The following is a 16,690-nucleotide window of genomic DNA, read 5'->3' on the forward strand; positions in this document are numbered from 1 at the left end:
CGGAATGACATAACGATACATTTAACCTGCTTTCAAGGGACTGATAATATGAAGGATTATTTGAAATTGTCAGATGTTCAGTTTGATCGTCTTCAACGCAGCACACAGCCGTTTGGCCGGATCCGGTTAAAATCACAGTTCGGATGTATGGGGTTATCAATTGACGGGGTAACCTTTGCACTCATTGCCAACAGTCAGCTCTGGCTGAAAAGCACAGAGGCGACCCGGGATCTTTTTTGTCAGATGGAGTTATATGACAGGTTCACGTATCCGAAAAGGATACTGCCGATGCGGATTAATTATTACCGGGTGACTGACGCCGTGTGGCTGTGTCCTCAGCAGTGCGAGTCTCTTTTTTATCAGGCCTATTTCCATGTACGTGCATTTGCACTTTCACAGCAACGGCTTCCGTCACGGATTAAAGATTTACCTAATGTGGACAGAGCATTAGAGCGCCGCCTCTGGCAGGCGGGTATCCGCCAGGTGGATGATCTCTATTTATTAGGGGCGAAAGCAAGTTTTCTGAAGGTAAAAGCGCGTCCGAAAAATGAACTGAAGCTGTTATTTGCCCTCGCCGGTGCTATTGAAGGTTGCCATAGTGCGGTATTACCGAAAGCACTGCGCGAGGATCTTATTCACTGGCATGACCGTTTAAATTAAGGCAGGTGCTTATACCCCGGGGAACAGGGTTATCTGTTTTGTCCCCGGGGTCCGGCTGATTATGATGACGGATTACCGGGCTCTGTGCTGTCAGTTGTGGCTTTCGGTCTGTTCCGTCTTTTTGTACCCTGCTGCCTGTTATGCTCTTTTTCAGTTATCTGGCGGATAAGCATCACAATATCAGGGATTAAATTGAGTAACAGGCGGATTTGCTCTGCAACCAGCTGCTCTGCACTGTTGTTTTCACACTTACATTTATCAAGACGTTGTGCCAGTGCATCAGCAATAGCATGGATCTGCAATTCGCCCTGACGACCCTGTTGCAGTGCGGCTTCGGTGTAACGGATAGTGTCATTCAGCAGACGCAGAACCGTATCATCAGTCAGCTTTGTCCGGTGTGCGCCCAGACCTGAAATATAGCTCAGCAGTGTGTGGTTCAGGCAAAGCAGGCGGAACGCTTCATCATGAGATGTCCGGTAACTGCTGGGCTCCGATGAGATATTTGCCACAACAGAGGCAAATTCGCCGTCGCTGATATGCGCATCCCGTCGGGCAACCCGGTAATCCAGTCCGTCGTTTTTACCGTCATAGTACTGGCGCAGAATTTGCTCAAGATAACGACCGTTTGCCTGCATCGTGCGGTCAATAACCAGAGGAAGCTGACGGTATTTCCAGTCCGGCCAGATATAACTGACGGCAAACCAGGCAAGGCCACAGCCGATGATGGTATCAACAATACGGTGAAGAGCGATATCAAACCCTTCGCCCAGCAAATTAAAGCTGAACAGAACGAGCAGGGTAATAAAGATAGTCGCCTGAGCATACTGGCTGGTACGGAAAACAAAAAACATCAGCCCCGAAATCACCATCAGAATTAACTGTCCTTCATAGGACGGTACAAAGTACATGATTGGCAGGCCGATCAGTATCCCCGCGAGTGTCCCGGTTATCCGCAGCATCAGGCGGCGTTTGGTGGCGCTGTAATTCGGCTGACAGACAAAAAGGCTGGTCAGCATAATCCAGTAGCCCCGGTTTAAATCAAACAGCTGGATAATGGCGTAACCGGCACACAGCAGTACGGACATCCTGATAGCATGACGGAACAGCGCGGAGCGTGGTGTCAGGTTCTGCCGGAAACGCGACCAGATATCGCGCAGCCCCTGAAGGTTTTCATTGGAAAGTCTCGCATCTTCCTGCAATTTTTCTGCCGGTAATTTGGTCTGTTCCGCACTGAGACCTTTAAGCTGAGAATCCACGCCCCGCAAATTGCTCAGCAGATGGCGCAGTGCCATCACGCTGCTGTTACCGGGCTTTTGCTGCTCCAGAAGATTCAGGGAGTTTTCCAGATAGGAGAATACCCGCTCAAAGCGCGGATTATGCTCATATTTTTTCCGCTGTAAGATAGCCTGTGCAACGGCGGCACAAGCCCGCCCCTGCATTGACATCAGGCGCTGAAAACGGAACATGATGTCGCTGTAACGCAGTTCATTACTTAAATTCTGATACTGAATATGGGATGAACTGGCCCGCTCATGAATATCCTGGGCGACAAAATAATAGTGCAGTGCGTGGCGGGTACCACGCTGCCCGCGGTCACCTTTCAGCCGCGAGAACAGCGTAGTTTTTGCCTGATTCATTGATGTGGTGAGGGCACTGTTTGCCATCGCCAGTTCAAATACCGTCTGCTGATAATCTTCTTCAATATCCGGATCAAACAGGTTCGCTTTGGCTTCCAGATAATTTGACAGTTGCAGGTAATAGCGGGAGAGGTTGTCCTGCAACGGACGTATCGGAAACAACAGGTGTCCGGTCAGTGTCAGCAGGTTGTACCAGACCGCCCCGGCCAGCAACAGCAGCGGCTGCTGATACCAGTCATCAAACAGATTTTTCCCCAGCATAGTGTAAATGGCGATCAGCAGTGCGCCAAACGCGATAGTCGCGTAGCGCTGCCCCAGCGCACCCAGCAGAATAAATCCGCTGGTTGACAGTGCAAGACCCGCCATAAAGAGAATGTGGTGATCAAACAGCAGCTCGATAGATGCTGAAGCGACAAAGAAGGAGATAAGTGTGATAAACAGGTTACGCAGACGGCCGACCAACCGGTCATCCAGGTCAGTCAGGGCGGCCGCAACCATCCCGAGTGTCAGAGCGATAGTGACTTTCGGCGGCATGTGCAGCAGCCACGGCACCAGTGTGGTTCCTGTCAGCGCAATGAATATGCGGGTATAGTAAAGAAAATGGCTGTTATAAATATAACGGCTGAAGCCGCGAAACGCTGCAAGCACAGTAACCTCAATAAGTCAGAAATACCCTTAACGGGAATTTGGCAGTAAACTAATCGTGTCTTTTCTGTAATATGGCAATGGTATGGCGCAGGCACAGGTTTTACCACATCTGCTTTTATCACATATTGATTTCAATCTTGTATCAGTAACGTAACGGTGCGTAACTCATGGAATTAAAATCAACACAAATGGGGCAGACATTAGCCCGGCATCCTTACAATCGCGTACGGTTACTTAACGCCGGTATCGAAGTCAGCGGGGAAAAACACCGGTATGTTATTCCTTTCAATGAGTTAATCAATATCCAATGTAAACGGGGCATTGTCTGGGGCGAGATGGAATTCGAGCTTCCGGATGAACAGGTTGTCCGTCTGCACGGCACACAATGGCAGGAAACTCAGCAATTTTATCATTACCTGACGGATGTCTGGACCCGCTGGAGTGAAGAAATGAGTGTGGTCAGTGCGCAGGTACTGGAGAAGCAGGAAGGTGAAATCACCGCCGCCATTCAGGCGGATCGCTGGCTGACACAGCCTGAAAGCCGGAAGCTGCGCGATAACATCATAAAATCATTCAGCGCGCTTCCGTTGCCACAGGTGCGTTTAAGCAGGTTTGAAAATTGTGCTTCGGCGTATCAGTTCTGTCTGGACTGGCTGGATAACACAGATAAGAAGCGCCGTCAGCGCAATCGTGACTGGACACAGCAGTGTCTTGAAACCTATGCTGACTTTTTTGCCGATATTGAGTCCTCCCCGCTGAATCAATCACAAAGTGAAGCGGTGATAAATGGTGAGCCGTCGGTACTGGTGCTGGCAGGCGCGGGGAGCGGAAAAACATCGGTACTGGTGGCCCGTGCGGGCTGGTTGTTACGCCGGCAGCAGGCATTACCGGAACAAATTCTGATGCTGGCTTTCGGGCGGCAGGCGGCAGATGAGATGAATGAACGCATTCAGCGTTGCCTGCATACTGATGAGATCCGCAGCAAAACATTTCATGCGCTGGCACTGCATATTATCCGCGAAGCAACCAATAAATCACCGGTTATCAGCGCTCTGGAAAGTGATACAGCTGCCCGCCATGAACTGATTAAATCGGTCTGGCAAACACAGTGCCGTGAGAAAAAAGCGCAGGCGAAAGGCTGGCGGGAACTTATCAGTACCAGTCTGAACTGGCTGCTTGATGAGGGCGAATATTGGGAGGATGAAGCACTGTGTCGCCGCATTGTCCCGAGAATAGATCGCTGGCTGAGCCTGATGCGGATGAATGGCGGCAGTCAGAAAGCAATGATTGAGTCCGCAGAACCGGATATAGCACCTGAATTTACAAAGCAAATCAAACTGATGGCGCCGTTTTTAAAAGCATGGAAAAGTGCGCTGAAAGAAGAGGGCGCGACTGATTTTTCCGGGCTTATTCACCAGGCTGTCAATCTTATCGAAAAGGGACGGTTTATTTCACCGTGGAAAGTGGTGCTGGTGGATGAATTTCAGGATATTTCACCGCTGCGTGCCAACATTATTCATGCATTGCGGGCACAAAATCCGCTGACAACACTGTTTGCTGTCGGCGACGACTGGCAGGCGATTTACCGCTTCAGTGGTGCCGAACTGACGCTGACCACGGATTTCAGTGCTGTATTCAGAGAGGGCGGACAGTGCGCGCTGGATACCACATACCGTTTTAACAGCCGGATCGGTGAGGTTGCGAATCAGTTTATTCAGCGAAATCCGCAGCAGTTAGTCAAGCTGTTGAACAGCCTGACAAAAGGGAATAAAAAAGACGTTCTGTTATTACCGGATACCCAATTGGACGCATTGCTCAATAAAATGAGCGGTTACGTCACCGCAGAGGAAACCATTTTAATTCTGGCGCGTTATCATCATCTTAAACCGGACATTCTATCCGTGGCGGCAACCCGCTGGCCGCAGCTCAATATCCGCTTTATGACAATGCACGGCTCAAAAGGGCAGCAGGCAGATTATGTCATTATCACCGGTCTGACAGATGAAAAAGACGGCTTTCCGGCTGCTGCGCGGGAATCAGTGATTGAACAGGGATTATTACCCCGCGAGGAAGAATTTCAGCACGCTGAAGAGCGCCGCCTGATGTATGTGGCGCTGACACGGGCAAAAAAACAGGTCTGGTTGCTGTATGATAATGCATCACCATCCTGTTTTGCCGCCGAGCTGGCTGATATGGGTGTCAGCCGGGTGAAAAAGCCCTGATTATCTTAATTGTGTGCGCTCATTTAAATAGCGGGCGTAATCCGGGATGACAATATCCACATCTTTGTCAAAATCCGGGGAGTGAATAATAAAATCAGCTGTAGACATATTCGTGGCGACCGGGATATTCCAGACGGTCGCCAGGCGCAGCAGTGCTTTGACATCCGGGTCGTGCGGTACCGCATTGAGCGGGTCCCAGAAAAAAATCAGCACATCAATTTTTGCCTCAGCAATCATTGCGCCAATTTGCTGATCGCCACCCATCGGTCCGCTCAGCATCCCGGTAATCTCCAGCCCTGTTTCCCGGCTGATAAGCAGCCCGGTGGTGCCGGTGGCAAAGAGCTGGTGTTCCTGTAATGCTGCCAGATTGCGTTTAACCCAGTCCAGTAATTTGGTTTTGTAATGGTCATGCGCCACAAGGGCAATTTTTTTATGCTTGGTCAGTACACGGGTTGTGGATTCCATAACACTCTCTTTTTGCGGCGAATAAGACGAATAAAATATTATTCAATAACATAAGCGAAAAAAACCATCCCGCCAACAGGTGATTATCCCTCTGTTATGCTATACCCTTATTCATTCAAACTGCAGGTTCGTTGGCGGCAAGCTCTGACTGCGTCTTGAATAATGTCGGGTACATAACCCAGATTAGTTTGCGGGCTTGTGATAAGGGGCATATATGAATGATACCGTTTTGACAGATATTCTTCAGCAGGTAAAAACAATTGCGGTTGTCGGCGCGAGTGATAAACCGGATCGCCCGGTTTTTCATGTGATGGAATATCTGCTGGGTCAGGGCTACCGGGTAATCCCGGTCAGTCCGAAGCTTGCAGGTAAGACACTGATAGGCCAGATGGTTTACGCCACACTTGCCGATATTCCGGAACCGGTTGATATGGTGGATGTGTTTCGCAATGCTGATGCAGCACCCGGTATTGCACAGGAAGCCATTGCTGTTCATGCAAAGGTGTTGTGGTTACAGCAGGGTGTTATCAGTGAGGAAGCAAAATTAGTGGCGGAAAATGGTGGGCTGCGTTTTGTCATGGACAGATGTCCGAAGATTGAAATTCCGCGTCTGGGATTGGAAAAATAAGAAAAAAATAAAGCCCCGGCATGTGAGTGGCGGGGGCTTGTCTGTATTAAGCCCTAATTCCGCAACCGGGGCGATAACAGTTGGTTGCGGATAGATTCAGCCAGATCGTCCATAGTGATATTGTCGGGGTGGTCTTTATCCATCTCATAAGTAATCTGAGCTTCAGCCAGATAACTATGGATAGGCTCACCTTCATCATCTTCCATCACGACGTGATACCAGGGCGCAGAGCGCAGGTTCATATTGGATGCGATATCGTCCTCTTCCGGCTGATCCAGTGAGTATTCAGGATCAATGTCAACAATTACGCCCAGGTAGCCAAGCAGCTTATGGCGAACTTGTTGTCCGATACCGAATTTACTTGAAATCATCATAATCACCTCCGAAGAAACGTTGCTCTGTTACTAATATGGGGGTTACTGATAACAGATTCAATCCCTTTATAGATTGGTATTACCTATTTCTGTAATCAGTGGTATCTGACTATTTCAGGTTATCGGCGGCTGCGGTAAATTACAACCGGCGGATAACGATAAAGATTAAAATAGTGATAATTACATGAAAAGGAGTGACATAATGAATACAGGACGCGATTTTCCGGTTCGTTGCGAACCGGCCGGTGTCAGATACATCTTACCGGCTTAGGTAAACCTGCAAGTTTTGTCGCCTGCTTAGCCGGACCTTTCGGGAACAAGCGGTACAAATAGCGACTGTTTCCCCGATCTTCGCCATACTTTTGTGTGATGGCTTTCACCAGCATACGGATAGCCGGTGACGTGTTGAATTCCAGATAAAACTCCCGCACAAACCGGATGACTTCCCGGTGCTGCTCTGTCAGAGATATTTCTTCCTGCTCAGCCAGCAGCGGGACCATACCTTCCTGCCAATCCTGAACATTGAGCAAATAGCCCTGAGCATCGGTGGCGATTTCACGCCCTTCAAACACAAACATAATCGGAACCTGATAAACCTGATAAGTGGTGAGACTGAAAATGTAGCAAAAAACAGGGAGTATCCCAAGCCTTCGGACAGATAAATCGGTAATGATGATGAAAAATGGAGCTAACACATTGAGATATGACTAAATTTTCAACATTCAGACCCCCCGGGACTTTACAGAACCCGGAGAGAGGTCTATAGTGCACGTCATTGCGGAGGGGTGGCCGAGCGGCTTAAGGCAGCGGTCTTGAAAACCGCCGATGGGTAACCATCCGAGAGTTCGAATCTCTCCTCCTCCGCCATTTCAACGTCTCCCACCATCCTGTGAAGTCTCTCCAGCCCTGATAAATCAATAGTTACGGCAAAATTAGCGTCTCCTGACATCTCCTACTATCTTCCTAAATCTCTACAATCTATTGTATAGTTTCTTGTATAGAATTATCTCTACAATTTCCTCTATACAATATTGGTGACTTATGAAGCTAACAGACATGGCAATCAAGCGGGCAAAGCCAAAAGAAAAGGCTTATACATTGGCAGATGGCAATGGTCTGTCTTTGTTAGTGGAAACGAACGGCTCGAAAGGCTGGCGGTTTCGTTACCAGTTCGCCGGCAAGACTAAAATGATCTCTCTTGGTATTTATCCTGTAGTGACATTAAATGAGGCCAGATCTAAAAGAGATGAAGCCAGAAAGCTGGTGGCTAACGATATCAATCCAAGTGAAGCCAGAAAAGCAGAGAAAGCGGCATCAATCAGCCAATCTGAAAATACCTTTAAAAATATCGCACTTGAATGGTTTGGCGGGCGTAAAGACCGCTGGTCTGTCGGATATCGTGACGACATGATGGACGCATTTGAAAAAGATGTATTTCCTTATATAGGTGATCGCCCGATCACTGATATCAAGCCCCTGGAATTATTAGAAGTGCTTTCCATTATGGAAAAGCGTGGCGCTACAGAGAAACTAAAGAAAGTTCGTCAACGCTGCGGGGAAGTATGGAAATACGCCATTATTACCGGACGGGCAGAATATAACCCGGCACCGGATTTAGCGGGTGCGTTTATCCCGCACAAACGTGAACATTATGCTCATTTGATGGTTAGTGAATTACCTGATTTTCTGAGTTCCATTGATAAATACATGGGCAGCCAAATTGTCAGAACTGCACTGAGAGTTTTAATTTTGACAGGCGTTCGCCCTGGTGAATTACGCAAAGCGGAATGGTCGGAAATTAATTTTGATAAGGCAATATGGGAAATACCCGCTGAAAAAATGAAGATGCGGCGTCCTCATATTGTGCCACTGTCGGAACAGGTTATTGAGTTACTGAAACAAATACACCCGATTAGCGGCAGTTACCAATATATTTTCCCGAGCCGTACCGATTACAAAAAGCATATATCGGATATGGCACTGAATACCATGATCCGCCGGATGGGTTACGGGGGCAGGGCTACCGGTCATGGCTTTCGTCATACCATGAGCACCATTCTACATGAGCAAGATTACAATACCGCATGGATTGAAACACAGCTTGCTCATGTAGATAAAAACAGTATCAGGGGCACGTATAACCATGCCCTTTATTTGGATGGACGAAAAGAAATGCTCCAGTGGTACGCAAACTACATGAATGATCTCGAATCCGGGAAAGTGCAATAAACCGTTCATCTGAGGCTATAATTTAAACATGTTTATTTTGGGAGCGGGATTCATTAACCCGCTGCTCAATCCAGTCATTGATTTCACTCTCTATAAAGGCAATGGAGCGGGAGCCGGTTTTAATTGGTTCAGGAAACTCTCCTTTATCTATTAATTTATATGTCCATGATCTGCTGTAGCCTGTTCTTTTCAGAACCTCGGGTAACCTAATTAATCTGTATGTCATGATTAGCTCCCCACCTTATACCCGTTCACCAATACTGCCTTTGCCACTGCCTCAGGTGAGCCTTCCCACTTTGCTTCAAAGATGACTGTATTCAGCTCATACTGACTGAGGTCGTCGAGTGTCTTCGGTAGCTGGGCTGCCGGTAATTTATTCAGCAAAATGTCAGCAGACTGGCTCACCGCCATTTTGATAATTTGCTCAGTGGTAAAATTCGTTTTCCGGTAACCGGCCGCCCAGACTGCATCCGTGATGTCAGACGGATCGTGACCGGCGGTTGTGATAATTTGCACCAGGTGCAGATCAGTCGTCTCCATTTATCACCTTCCTGTTTTTCTGAACTTTCTTTTTCTTCTTCATTGCCGGCGTTAATTTTGGTGCAACGACCTGTGGTGCTGGTGGGCGGGGAAGATAGATCCCCGCTCTGATGTAATACCGCTGGCGCATGTCGTAAATAATCCGCTGGCTGTAATCACGCCCATCGTCCACATGATGGATAGCTTTAATCAGCGGGTCGTCATACACACTGACTTCGTAGTCTTCTTCCTGCTGGCTCATAATGACGCCTCCCTGCTGATAATTTTGTAAGCGCGGCGGATGTGATTCTGTTTGCCGTAAATCACCGTAGTCCTGAAAAATACACCTGCAGATGTTTCGTGTACCGGTGCATGGAGCAGGGCCGCATCAACCAGGCGGATCAGCTCCCGGCGTTCGGTGATGAAGGAATGGATCACCACCTTGGCTGTGTTGCCATCGGGAATAAATTCGATATTCATTCATCCCCCATAACTTCGTCACGGGCAGTGCTGCATGAATCGAAATATCCCGGCTGAACTGCCATAGCAATTAACTGAGGGTCGCCGAATATTTCACTGGTCAGCGCTCCCATTGTGAATAGGACGGTTTTTCGATCTTCAGTACACATGACATCCACAACACTGGTGCCGAACATGAGATAAGGTAACGCCAGGTATTTAGCGCTGACCGGCGGCATAGTTATTTCTACAAATTCACTTTTCAGGAAAAAATTCAGATCAGGGTATGGCACTGAAACAGTCGCCAGAACAGATCTTGCTGTCGGTATAAACTCTTCTTCCTCGGCTTCACGGTAATACACGGCGACATAGATACCATCATCAAGCACTTTGATATCCGCAAACTCAGCATCATCGGGCACTGGTTCATTAAATTGCACATTGATATCGTGGTAAAATTCAGCGTTATGCTTCATGCGTACCAGAGCGTGACCGTTGGTCGATTCGATAAATTCACTATTAATGTGAACAGCCTTTGTCACCGGGCGCGGATCATCATTTGCGGAGATCAGAGTGAGTGCGGCACGCAGCAGGTCGGCATCAATGTATGGTAATTTTTCTTTCATGGTTATTTTCCCTCTGGTGTATAAATGGCTTTGTCGTGGCTGTATTCACCGTTCCATGTCTTTTTCATGGGTAATTCACCTTTCATGTAGAGTTGAAATACCCGCTGACATCCTTTCTCCAGTAACACCGGGGTAAATTTGGCAAATTCATCCATGCCGTGCGGGGCAATCTGGGTTTCCTCTTCCGTCAAGTACTTGTCACGCGCATACGATGCAACCCGCCATTTAGGGCTTTTGTCCTGGTCGCGGCGTGAGTTAAATACCCAACTGCGCCCGTAAGCCCACCACATAACTTTGCTGACATTGACGCCGTTCAGCGATTTGCAGAATGCGGTAATGGTCATGCCTTTGCGGAAGTGCTTCTCAAGGTTTTCAACAGTGGTGTTGAGTTGTTTGTTTTCTATTGAAAACGCCTCAGCGCGGTCTTCCGCTTCAATCACCATGAGGGCTAATTGTTTACGGCTAACCTCTGCGGGAGCCGGACGGAAATAGGCATCTTCCATTTTTTCAAAGAATGACCACGCTTCGTCGCTATCAACGATTTTTGACATACGTGCCGCGCCTTTTTCTGTCCATAAAATCTGCTGACTTGTATGTTTACTAACCACCCCAATGCTATTGGGTAGGTTCTTAAACTGACGCAACTCGTCACCTTCGAGTTTGAAATAGTGATCACCTTCAATAAACCGGGCTTTATGGTTGGCCAGATTCATCTGGATACTTTTGACATCTGAGCTATACCCTGCCGCCAATGTTTCGGTGGTGACGACCCGAGCACCTTTCCATTCAATGACCGGAAGATCACTGGCATCAATAGTGAGTAATTTATTTTTCATGAATCACCTCTTAGTGAGTTAAGTTGCCAGCGACTGGTGCTTTAAACAGTTGGAAACCTGTAATAAATACGTTATCGATGAAGTTCTGCATCCACTTCTCGCCAGTGTCTTTTTCATGCTGTTCATTCCCGATATAAAACCGCCAGACCGCTAATTCCCCCTCGTTTTGGCGCTCTTCTAAAATTGGCTTTTCAATTTGATGTTTAAGAAGTGTTTCGATAACTTCATCATCAACAGCCGCGATAGTTTCGTCGTGGCGGAATGCGTAGGTGCTGTTCACGCCCGGCCCGAACCGATAAAAACAGGACAGTAGATATTCACCGACAATAATTTTTCTGAAGTTTTTAATTAAGTGCTTCACATACTCTAATTTTTCATCTTCAGTTAATGGCGGATAATTAGTCTTGAGGCGTTCCGTATCTAACAGAAACGACGGTGCGCCTGTATTTTTTAAAAATTCAACAATTTCTTCTGGTGTCATTTCTTTATCGTTCATTACATACCCTCCGAGATTCTAATTTTTTATTTAACCAAGCAACTATTTATTACCAGCGCCTTTGTGGTGAATCTGCTCAGCAATTAATTCCGTGATAAAGCTGATAAACATCTCCCCGTCCGGTGTGATGTTTCCGTTTTTGTTGTAATAGTCGGCGTAAGAGTTAATTATTTGCTGCTCTGTATAACCGGCATCCTTACATGCTTTATTTTCATAAAGGGTTATCAGTGCCTGTGTGAATATTTCATTGTCTAAATCAATCTGATATTTCACGCCATCAACAGAGCGTTTAAACGATGCTGACTTGCCTTTCTTTTTTAAATGGTCAAAGAAAGCGTTAATGAATGTTTTTCGGCGGTTATATAAAAGGTTGTTATTTTCCATAATACTATTCCTGAAATTCAGATGTGGAATTCCCCAGCGCAGGCGCTGTAATTTAAATTAACTCAATGTTTTGTTATTTATGTTGTGCAGCAATAAGTTCTTTTAATATCGATTGTGATTTTGCATTTGCTGCCTGATATTCTTTTTCCAGCCTGGCTATTTCCTTCTCTTGTCTCAGGCTATCAAGTAAGCCTATGTAGACACCTTCTTTTACCGCCATGAACTGATCTGTTGGCTTACCACGGCGTGGCATCATTTCACCATATCCGTTATCGACCATTACATCCGGTTCATTGGTAGGGCGGTCGTCCTTCCGGAATTCACGTTGTGTAATGAGTGACGCCAGCTTGTTCAGTGCTGCCCGTTCGGTCAGGCGGGCGCATGGTGCACCATTGATGATATACACAGGGCGCATTTCGATAGTGATTTCACCCTTTGATGCTTTTTCGATTGCTTCAAATTTATTAGTCATGATTGTTTCCTGCTATTATTTCCAGTTGGTCTAATGAACCACTTAACTTAGATGTCACTAAATCAAGCTGTGCGAATATTATTTCTTTTTCAGGTTCATTTTCATACAGGTCACTTTTAAGTTGCTGTAGTGACAGCTTAGCGTTATTAATGTCGCCAATAACACTGTTAAGTTTATTTGGCTGCTCCTCCGGCTTTTGATTGTGATGGGGTGATAAACGGTTTTTACAATCAAGGTCATTAACCTGCTCAGTCAGCGTTCTGGCAATCAAAGCTATTTGCTTTATCATCAGACCGATGTTTGCGTTATCATCGCGAAAGTCTGAGTAATCGTCATTAGCTGAAACCCAAAACATGATATTACCTAATGAAGCAATTCCGGATAATATAGAATCAACAGTGAACTCCATGTTATTCATCGCTTTTTGAATTTCTATTGAATTAAGTCCTGAGAAATCCAAGTGAGAAATAACGTTTTGAATATCCATAATTAGCCCCTTGCAGCAATATGTTTGCAGATTGATTCCATGTTTATTTTTACGGATGCAATTAATTCAATTAAGGTTGTGCTGTTTATTTTTAATGAATTGCTTTCAAATGACACATTTATGTTTTCAATAGCAGTCAGGGTGCCTAGTACTGAGTTAAGCGATGACTCCAAATTCATTCCGTAAAATACATCGGTATCTTCATTGCTGGCTGATGCCTTTTCCGTATTGATGCTGGCAATTTTTTTAAGAGCGCGGTCTATTTGTTCGACTACGCCCTCGACTGTATTGCATGCGTGTGTATCAAATGGAACATCATTATTAATAATTAAAGATAAAGTTGATTTTGCGTAAGTTAAATCATCACAGGCTGCTTCTTTTAATTGGGTATTATTCATTTTCAAGCACCTCATCAATTTCTGCTTCTGCCTGGCAAAGTAATTCTAATGATAACCGGCGTTCTTCTTTATCGCGTGTCAGGTATTGCGCTGCTACCGTAAATGCTTTCACTCTGGTTAATACATCAACAAGCTTTGTACGGTCGATAATTGCGTTCTGTGACATGTCACACCGCCTTAACCGGAATCTGTGTCGCCAGCGATAGAATGTAATCGCGAATGAGCTGTAATTTTGCAGACCGTAAATCTGCCGCTCGTACTTCTTTGCATTCAGGCTTTGCATTTTGGTCTATACGTTTGATAGCAAAGAACCGAAAAATGAACATCTCATTAACCGCTGTATAGTTGTCAGGTTTCGGTACATCATAATTTGGCATACAATGTATATTCGGCATTCTTTAAACCCTCACTTTGTGTTCGTAAGCTGATTTAAAACTAAAGTTGTATTTATGTCAACAACTAAAGTTGTTTGATGTCAGAATCGTATACTTTTATTTAGTTAATTGGTTGTTTTTTATTGCGTGTTTTTTAAAAAAAAATCGGCAGGATTGGACACAGATCACACAGGCGGGGGAATTGTAGGCACAAAAAAGCCCTCGCGGGGAGGGCTGAGAGATGGCTATTTTTTGTTTGCTAAATTAATCAACTGAATTGTTAAAAGGCATAAGTGTAAAAATGACGTAGTGGATATAATCAACGCCACTGAAGGCAAAAAAACTATATCTAAGTTTGAAATCAATAGGATGCCAATAAAAAATAGAATTCCTAATTCAACAAAAATCAGTGCATACAGAGTTATAATAGATAGCATATACCCATATCTCTGCATTTTTGCAAAATTGTTGTTTTTTATTCCGAGCATAAATGTTAATGCAGCTATCAGAACCGCAATCAGGGTACCGGAATATGAACTCATTGTTGCGCCAAGTGCTTCTCTATGAAGAGAAAAAGAAAGTTCAGGTGCGATCCAGTTGTGTGCAAAAATGGTTATTAAGTAAGGAGTGGCAAATAGAATAATAGCCGAAAAAATTTTGTATAAAGAGTCCATTCCCCCTCCTTTTTGTCATATTCATCTGAGTTAAGAAAGTTCTTCTTTTATTTCTTTGTAACTTTCGATTATAACAGGTTTCATGCGGATAAAGGCAGTGTATATCTCATTTGCGATTTCTGCATTAGAAGATTTTTTAGGTAAATTACACCCAACGTGTCCCTTACCATCTAGATAGTATTCGGTTAATACATCAGCGGCATTTTCTCTTGCCTTTATGTTTATTTGGTCAATAGAGTCATAGGTGCTGCTTATTATTTCCTTAGATATCCCTTTGATATCCTTTCTCATTTTTGGCTTTAATGTTATTTCAATTGAATTCAATAGTTCATCAGATGCACTGCTAACACCCAAGGTGCGAAGTAGTGTTTTTATCATGGTTTTATCGGATTCTATTCTCAGTGTTGTTCTTCCGATGAATGTCATATTGAGGGCATCAGCCTTTGTCACTCCTTTCATCAAAGGCTCGACGATTAGGCTTTCTGATTCTGAAAGCAACTTTTTACCTTTAACGAAGTCAGGTAATTCCCTGATTTTTGGCCCCAGAAACGAAGAGGCAAAACCAATTACACCGTCATCAATAAAAACAAACGATGGGAATCCTAGTAACTCATCGTCAGCCAAGCTGTCGCGGATATCTTTTACTGAGTTGTTTGTTTTATTAATTTTATTTATTAAATCAGAATCATTCGTTTTTGTGAATAAAAATGATTTAATATCAATGCGATGCATATAGGTGTAGTAATCTTCGCATTGAAATGAGTGGCTAGCTTTAGAAATGACTAGATCTTCAAATAGCTTGTCAAGATTGACTTTCCTCTTCGCCTTCGTTTTGTCGTCTTGCGCATAGTAAGCCCAAAAACTAACTTTCATAACCATCCCTTTTAAAATAGTAGAGTATTGTTTAGTATCTATTTCTCTGGCATTGTTAAGTTATCAAATTGATATTATTATTTTTTTACCACACCCTAAAACGTGTCGTCACTGTTCTGAAATCATGACCATAAACACTCCGGCATCAAGTGGGTCAGCATCAATAGAAAGATTTTCAGACTCCCAATACATCCCGGAATCTTCCTCATCTGAAGCCCATTCCTCTGCGTCAGGGTGTATCTCCATTACTATTTCAGGCTTAAGTTTTTCGGCTAAATTTTTTATTTTACCATAATAATCAAATAGATACATTTTATGGCGTTCGCCGAACTCAATTTGTAGAGGAAATAAGCGTTCCTGAATAAAGTTTCTTAAGTCATCTCTTGATTTGAAGTTCATGGTTTCACCCTAAAGCGTGTCGTCAGGCTGTCAGCCGTGGAACTTATACTTGATGGACTGACTAACCAGCACCTTAGCCCGAATAGACACACCCTCAATACTGGATTCATCAAGGTGCCATGTCTCATATCGCGGATTATCTGATATCACGGCGAGGCGCTTGTACTGCATTTGCAGCCGCTTTATATAAATCTGGTTGTCCAGCACGAAAACGTAAATCCCGTCACCATCAAAATGATCTACGGTTACATCAACGAATATCTGATCCCGTGGCTCGAACGTCTCAGCCATTGAGTCGCCACGAACAGTTATCATCTTGATTGTTTCTGCTGGTCTGCCGCCAAAAAGCCGCTTCGCTTCCTCTGCTGAATACTCAATAGCCGTAATGGTTTCAATGAAATCATCCTGAACCATCACACCCGGCCCCGCGCTTGCTTCAACATCGAGTATTTCGACTTTGTAAGTCTTTATAACAGCAGGAATTGTCAGTTCAGCCTTAACTGAATAGGTATCGCCGGCCGGAAGTAACGGGTTATCACCATCGCCGTATGCCAGCCATTCTGCAGGTACAGACAGTGCCCCGGCTATCTCAATCAGCTTTGTTGATGTCTGAGCGCTTCCGGATTCAATTTTCTGGATTGCAGCCTGTGATACGCCAATAGCATCCCCAAGCTCTTTCTGAGAGAGATTAGCGTGCTTCCTGGCGAGTTTTAATCGTTGTGCAAGTGTCGTTTTCATAATCGAAATATACAACTTCGGTTGTTTTTAGGCAATCGGATTTTGGTTGTTGATTAAAAACAACTATAGTTTTATTATGTAAAAATAAAACG

At 45.0% G+C, this 16,690-nt stretch carries 25 protein-coding genes and 1 tRNA gene; 5 read left to right on the forward strand and 21 right to left on the reverse strand.

Features of this window, described 5'->3' with window-relative positions:
- The first annotated feature begins 48 nt into the window (after nucleotides 1-48).
- Nucleotides 49-660, forward strand: coding sequence for a TfoX/Sxy family DNA transformation protein (locus tag ACMHKJ_RS10600; protein ID WP_413493766.1), 612 nt, complete (start codon nucleotides 49-51; stop codon nucleotides 658-660).
- Between the two features lie 59 nt (nucleotides 661-719).
- On the opposite strand, the gene yccS is transcribed toward ACMHKJ_RS10600, so the two are convergent.
- Nucleotides 720-2,945 (reverse strand): YccS family putative transporter, encoded by a 2,226-nt coding sequence (gene yccS / locus ACMHKJ_RS10605; protein ID WP_413493768.1) that lies wholly within the window; start codon nucleotides 2,943-2,945, stop codon nucleotides 720-722.
- Between the two features lie 167 nt (nucleotides 2,946-3,112).
- On the opposite strand from yccS, the gene helD reads away from it, so the two are divergent.
- A complete protein-coding gene (helD, locus tag ACMHKJ_RS10610) occupies nucleotides 3,113-5,167 on the forward strand; it encodes a DNA helicase IV (protein WP_413493770.1) in 2,055 nt (684 codons plus the stop codon).
- On the opposite strand, the gene ACMHKJ_RS10615 is transcribed toward helD, so the two are convergent.
- Nucleotides 5,168-5,632, reverse strand: coding sequence for a methylglyoxal synthase (locus ACMHKJ_RS10615; RefSeq protein ID WP_413493772.1), 465 nt, complete (start codon nucleotides 5,630-5,632; stop codon nucleotides 5,168-5,170). It abuts the gene before it with no gap.
- A gap of 214 nt (nucleotides 5,633-5,846) precedes the next feature.
- On the opposite strand from ACMHKJ_RS10615, the gene ACMHKJ_RS10620 reads away from it, so the two are divergent.
- On the forward strand, nucleotides 5,847-6,260 hold the full coding sequence (locus ACMHKJ_RS10620) for a CoA-binding protein (protein WP_413493774.1): 414 nt from the start codon (nucleotides 5,847-5,849) through the stop codon (nucleotides 6,258-6,260).
- A gap of 53 nt (nucleotides 6,261-6,313) precedes the next feature.
- Here the strand turns inward: ACMHKJ_RS10620 and hspQ are convergent, their stop codons facing one another.
- Nucleotides 6,314-6,634 (reverse strand): heat shock protein HspQ, encoded by a 321-nt coding sequence (gene hspQ / locus ACMHKJ_RS10625; protein ID WP_190973062.1) that lies wholly within the window; start codon nucleotides 6,632-6,634, stop codon nucleotides 6,314-6,316.
- A gap of 248 nt (nucleotides 6,635-6,882) precedes the next feature.
- A complete protein-coding gene (locus ACMHKJ_RS10630) occupies nucleotides 6,883-7,212 on the reverse strand; it encodes a TusE/DsrC/DsvC family sulfur relay protein (RefSeq protein WP_413493776.1) in 330 nt (109 codons plus the stop codon).
- A 201-nt stretch (nucleotides 7,213-7,413) separates the two neighbouring features.
- Here ACMHKJ_RS10630 and ACMHKJ_RS10635 point away from each other — a divergent pair.
- Together ACMHKJ_RS10635 and ACMHKJ_RS10640 are read left to right on the forward strand one after the other, a co-directional pair.
- A tRNA-Ser gene (locus ACMHKJ_RS10635) sits at nucleotides 7,414-7,501 on the forward strand.
- A 174-nt stretch (nucleotides 7,502-7,675) separates the two neighbouring features.
- On the forward strand, nucleotides 7,676-8,863 hold the full coding sequence (locus ACMHKJ_RS10640) for a tyrosine-type recombinase/integrase (RefSeq protein WP_413493778.1): 1,188 nt from the start codon (nucleotides 7,676-7,678) through the stop codon (nucleotides 8,861-8,863).
- 22 nt (nucleotides 8,864-8,885) lie between these two features.
- Here ACMHKJ_RS10640 and ACMHKJ_RS10645 read toward each other — a convergent pair whose 3' ends face one another.
- The 17 genes from ACMHKJ_RS10645 to ACMHKJ_RS10725 form a co-directional block, all read right to left on the reverse strand.
- Nucleotides 8,886-9,089 carry a helix-turn-helix transcriptional regulator gene (locus ACMHKJ_RS10645; protein WP_413493780.1) on the reverse strand — a complete coding sequence of 68 codons (204 nt, stop codon included), beginning with the start codon at nucleotides 9,087-9,089 and terminating at the stop codon, nucleotides 8,886-8,888.
- Nucleotides 9,090-9,091: 2 nt separating this feature from the next.
- Nucleotides 9,092-9,403: a hypothetical protein gene (locus ACMHKJ_RS10650; RefSeq protein WP_413493782.1), complete on the reverse strand. Its 312-nt coding sequence runs from the start codon at nucleotides 9,401-9,403 to the stop codon at nucleotides 9,092-9,094.
- The gene (locus ACMHKJ_RS10655; RefSeq protein ID WP_413493784.1) at nucleotides 9,390-9,644 is read right to left on the reverse strand and encodes a hypothetical protein; all 255 of its coding nucleotides are present in this window, start codon (nucleotides 9,642-9,644) and stop codon (nucleotides 9,390-9,392) included. The genes ACMHKJ_RS10650 and ACMHKJ_RS10655 overlap by 14 nt, the downstream gene beginning before the upstream one ends.
- On the reverse strand, nucleotides 9,641-9,862 hold the full coding sequence (locus ACMHKJ_RS10660; RefSeq protein WP_413493786.1) for a hypothetical protein: 222 nt from the start codon (nucleotides 9,860-9,862) through the stop codon (nucleotides 9,641-9,643). The genes ACMHKJ_RS10655 and ACMHKJ_RS10660 overlap by 4 nt, the downstream gene beginning before the upstream one ends.
- Nucleotides 9,859-10,467, reverse strand: coding sequence for a hypothetical protein (locus ACMHKJ_RS10665; RefSeq protein WP_413493787.1), 609 nt, complete (start codon nucleotides 10,465-10,467; stop codon nucleotides 9,859-9,861). The genes ACMHKJ_RS10660 and ACMHKJ_RS10665 overlap by 4 nt, the downstream gene beginning before the upstream one ends.
- Before the next feature lie 2 nt (nucleotides 10,468-10,469).
- A complete protein-coding gene (locus ACMHKJ_RS10670) occupies nucleotides 10,470-11,303 on the reverse strand; it encodes an ORF6N domain-containing protein (RefSeq protein ID WP_413493789.1) in 834 nt (277 codons plus the stop codon).
- Between the two features lie 10 nt (nucleotides 11,304-11,313).
- Nucleotides 11,314-11,799 carry a hypothetical protein gene (locus ACMHKJ_RS10675; protein WP_413493791.1) on the reverse strand — a complete coding sequence of 162 codons (486 nt, stop codon included), beginning with the start codon at nucleotides 11,797-11,799 and terminating at the stop codon, nucleotides 11,314-11,316.
- A gap of 42 nt (nucleotides 11,800-11,841) precedes the next feature.
- Nucleotides 11,842-12,183: a hypothetical protein gene (locus tag ACMHKJ_RS10680; protein WP_413493793.1), complete on the reverse strand. Its 342-nt coding sequence runs from the start codon at nucleotides 12,181-12,183 to the stop codon at nucleotides 11,842-11,844.
- A 73-nt stretch (nucleotides 12,184-12,256) separates the two neighbouring features.
- Nucleotides 12,257-12,655 carry a hypothetical protein gene (locus ACMHKJ_RS10685; protein WP_413493795.1) on the reverse strand — a complete coding sequence of 133 codons (399 nt, stop codon included), beginning with the start codon at nucleotides 12,653-12,655 and terminating at the stop codon, nucleotides 12,257-12,259.
- Nucleotides 12,648-13,142, reverse strand: coding sequence for a hypothetical protein (locus ACMHKJ_RS10690; RefSeq protein ID WP_413493797.1), 495 nt, complete (start codon nucleotides 13,140-13,142; stop codon nucleotides 12,648-12,650). Before ACMHKJ_RS10690 ends, ACMHKJ_RS10685 begins: the two co-directional genes overlap by 8 nt.
- Nucleotides 13,143-13,144: 2 nt before the next feature.
- On the reverse strand, nucleotides 13,145-13,540 hold the full coding sequence (locus ACMHKJ_RS10695; RefSeq protein ID WP_413493799.1) for a hypothetical protein: 396 nt from the start codon (nucleotides 13,538-13,540) through the stop codon (nucleotides 13,145-13,147).
- Nucleotides 13,533-13,706, reverse strand: coding sequence for a hypothetical protein (locus tag ACMHKJ_RS10700; protein WP_413493801.1), 174 nt, complete (start codon nucleotides 13,704-13,706; stop codon nucleotides 13,533-13,535). Before ACMHKJ_RS10700 ends, ACMHKJ_RS10695 begins: the two co-directional genes overlap by 8 nt.
- A 1-nt stretch (nucleotide 13,707) precedes the next feature.
- Nucleotides 13,708-13,917: a host cell division inhibitor Icd-like protein gene (locus tag ACMHKJ_RS10705; RefSeq protein WP_413493803.1), complete on the reverse strand. Its 210-nt coding sequence runs from the start codon at nucleotides 13,915-13,917 to the stop codon at nucleotides 13,708-13,710.
- 242 nt (nucleotides 13,918-14,159) lie between these two features.
- Complete coding sequence (locus ACMHKJ_RS10710; RefSeq protein WP_413493805.1) at nucleotides 14,160-14,588, reverse strand: biopolymer transporter ExbB; 429 nt, start codon at nucleotides 14,586-14,588, stop codon at nucleotides 14,160-14,162.
- Between the two features lie 30 nt (nucleotides 14,589-14,618).
- Entirely contained in the window at nucleotides 14,619-15,461 is an 843-nt protein-coding gene (locus tag ACMHKJ_RS10715) for a protein rexA (protein WP_413493806.1), read from the reverse strand.
- A 108-nt stretch (nucleotides 15,462-15,569) separates the two neighbouring features.
- Nucleotides 15,570-15,860 carry a hypothetical protein gene (locus ACMHKJ_RS10720; protein WP_413493808.1) on the reverse strand — a complete coding sequence of 97 codons (291 nt, stop codon included), beginning with the start codon at nucleotides 15,858-15,860 and terminating at the stop codon, nucleotides 15,570-15,572.
- A gap of 30 nt (nucleotides 15,861-15,890) precedes the next feature.
- A complete protein-coding gene (locus tag ACMHKJ_RS10725) occupies nucleotides 15,891-16,598 on the reverse strand; it encodes an XRE family transcriptional regulator (RefSeq protein WP_413493810.1) in 708 nt (235 codons plus the stop codon).
- Nucleotides 16,599-16,690: the final 92 nt, after the last annotated feature.

Source organism: Morganella psychrotolerans (assembly GCF_965118875.1).
Taxonomy (GTDB): Bacteria; Pseudomonadota; Gammaproteobacteria; order Enterobacterales; family Enterobacteriaceae; genus Morganella; species Morganella psychrotolerans_C.

Excerpts from the sequence above, each read along its gene's own strand:
- ACMHKJ_RS10600 (WP_413493766.1), top strand. The coding sequence starts at position 49 with ATGAAGGATTATTTGAAATTGTCAGATGTTCAGTTTGATCGTCTTCAA.
- helD (WP_413493770.1), top strand. The coding sequence starts at position 3,113 with ATGGAATTAAAATCAACACAAATGGGGCAGACATTAGCCCGGCATCCT.
- ACMHKJ_RS10615 (WP_413493772.1), bottom strand. The coding sequence starts at position 5,632 with ATGGAATCCACAACCCGTGTACTGACCAAGCATAAAAAAATTGCCCTT.
- ACMHKJ_RS10620 (WP_413493774.1), top strand. The coding sequence starts at position 5,847 with ATGAATGATACCGTTTTGACAGATATTCTTCAGCAGGTAAAAACAATT.
- hspQ (WP_190973062.1), bottom strand. The coding sequence starts at position 6,634 with ATGATGATTTCAAGTAAATTCGGTATCGGACAACAAGTTCGCCATAAG.
- ACMHKJ_RS10630 (WP_413493776.1), bottom strand. The coding sequence starts at position 7,212 with ATGTTTGTGTTTGAAGGGCGTGAAATCGCCACCGATGCTCAGGGCTAT.
- ACMHKJ_RS10640 (WP_413493778.1), top strand. The coding sequence starts at position 7,676 with ATGAAGCTAACAGACATGGCAATCAAGCGGGCAAAGCCAAAAGAAAAG.
- ACMHKJ_RS10645 (WP_413493780.1), bottom strand. The coding sequence starts at position 9,089 with ATGACATACAGATTAATTAGGTTACCCGAGGTTCTGAAAAGAACAGGC.
- ACMHKJ_RS10650 (WP_413493782.1), bottom strand. The coding sequence starts at position 9,403 with ATGGAGACGACTGATCTGCACCTGGTGCAAATTATCACAACCGCCGGT.
- ACMHKJ_RS10655 (WP_413493784.1), bottom strand. The coding sequence starts at position 9,644 with ATGAGCCAGCAGGAAGAAGACTACGAAGTCAGTGTGTATGACGACCCG.
- ACMHKJ_RS10660 (WP_413493786.1), bottom strand. The coding sequence starts at position 9,862 with ATGAATATCGAATTTATTCCCGATGGCAACACAGCCAAGGTGGTGATC.
- ACMHKJ_RS10665 (WP_413493787.1), bottom strand. The coding sequence starts at position 10,467 with ATGAAAGAAAAATTACCATACATTGATGCCGACCTGCTGCGTGCCGCA.
- ACMHKJ_RS10670 (WP_413493789.1), bottom strand. The coding sequence starts at position 11,303 with ATGAAAAATAAATTACTCACTATTGATGCCAGTGATCTTCCGGTCATT.
- ACMHKJ_RS10675 (WP_413493791.1), bottom strand. The coding sequence starts at position 11,799 with ATGAACGATAAAGAAATGACACCAGAAGAAATTGTTGAATTTTTAAAA.
- ACMHKJ_RS10680 (WP_413493793.1), bottom strand. The coding sequence starts at position 12,183 with ATGGAAAATAACAACCTTTTATATAACCGCCGAAAAACATTCATTAAC.
- ACMHKJ_RS10685 (WP_413493795.1), bottom strand. The coding sequence starts at position 12,655 with ATGACTAATAAATTTGAAGCAATCGAAAAAGCATCAAAGGGTGAAATC.
- ACMHKJ_RS10690 (WP_413493797.1), bottom strand. The coding sequence starts at position 13,142 with ATGGATATTCAAAACGTTATTTCTCACTTGGATTTCTCAGGACTTAAT.
- ACMHKJ_RS10695 (WP_413493799.1), bottom strand. The coding sequence starts at position 13,540 with ATGAATAATACCCAATTAAAAGAAGCAGCCTGTGATGATTTAACTTAC.
- ACMHKJ_RS10700 (WP_413493801.1), bottom strand. The coding sequence starts at position 13,706 with ATGTCACAGAACGCAATTATCGACCGTACAAAGCTTGTTGATGTATTA.
- ACMHKJ_RS10705 (WP_413493803.1), bottom strand. The coding sequence starts at position 13,917 with ATGCCAAATTATGATGTACCGAAACCTGACAACTATACAGCGGTTAAT.
- ACMHKJ_RS10710 (WP_413493805.1), bottom strand. The coding sequence starts at position 14,588 with ATGGACTCTTTATACAAAATTTTTTCGGCTATTATTCTATTTGCCACT.
- ACMHKJ_RS10715 (WP_413493806.1), bottom strand. The coding sequence starts at position 15,461 with ATGAAAGTTAGTTTTTGGGCTTACTATGCGCAAGACGACAAAACGAAG.
- ACMHKJ_RS10720 (WP_413493808.1), bottom strand. The coding sequence starts at position 15,860 with ATGAACTTCAAATCAAGAGATGACTTAAGAAACTTTATTCAGGAACGC.
- ACMHKJ_RS10725 (WP_413493810.1), bottom strand. The coding sequence starts at position 16,598 with ATGAAAACGACACTTGCACAACGATTAAAACTCGCCAGGAAGCACGCT.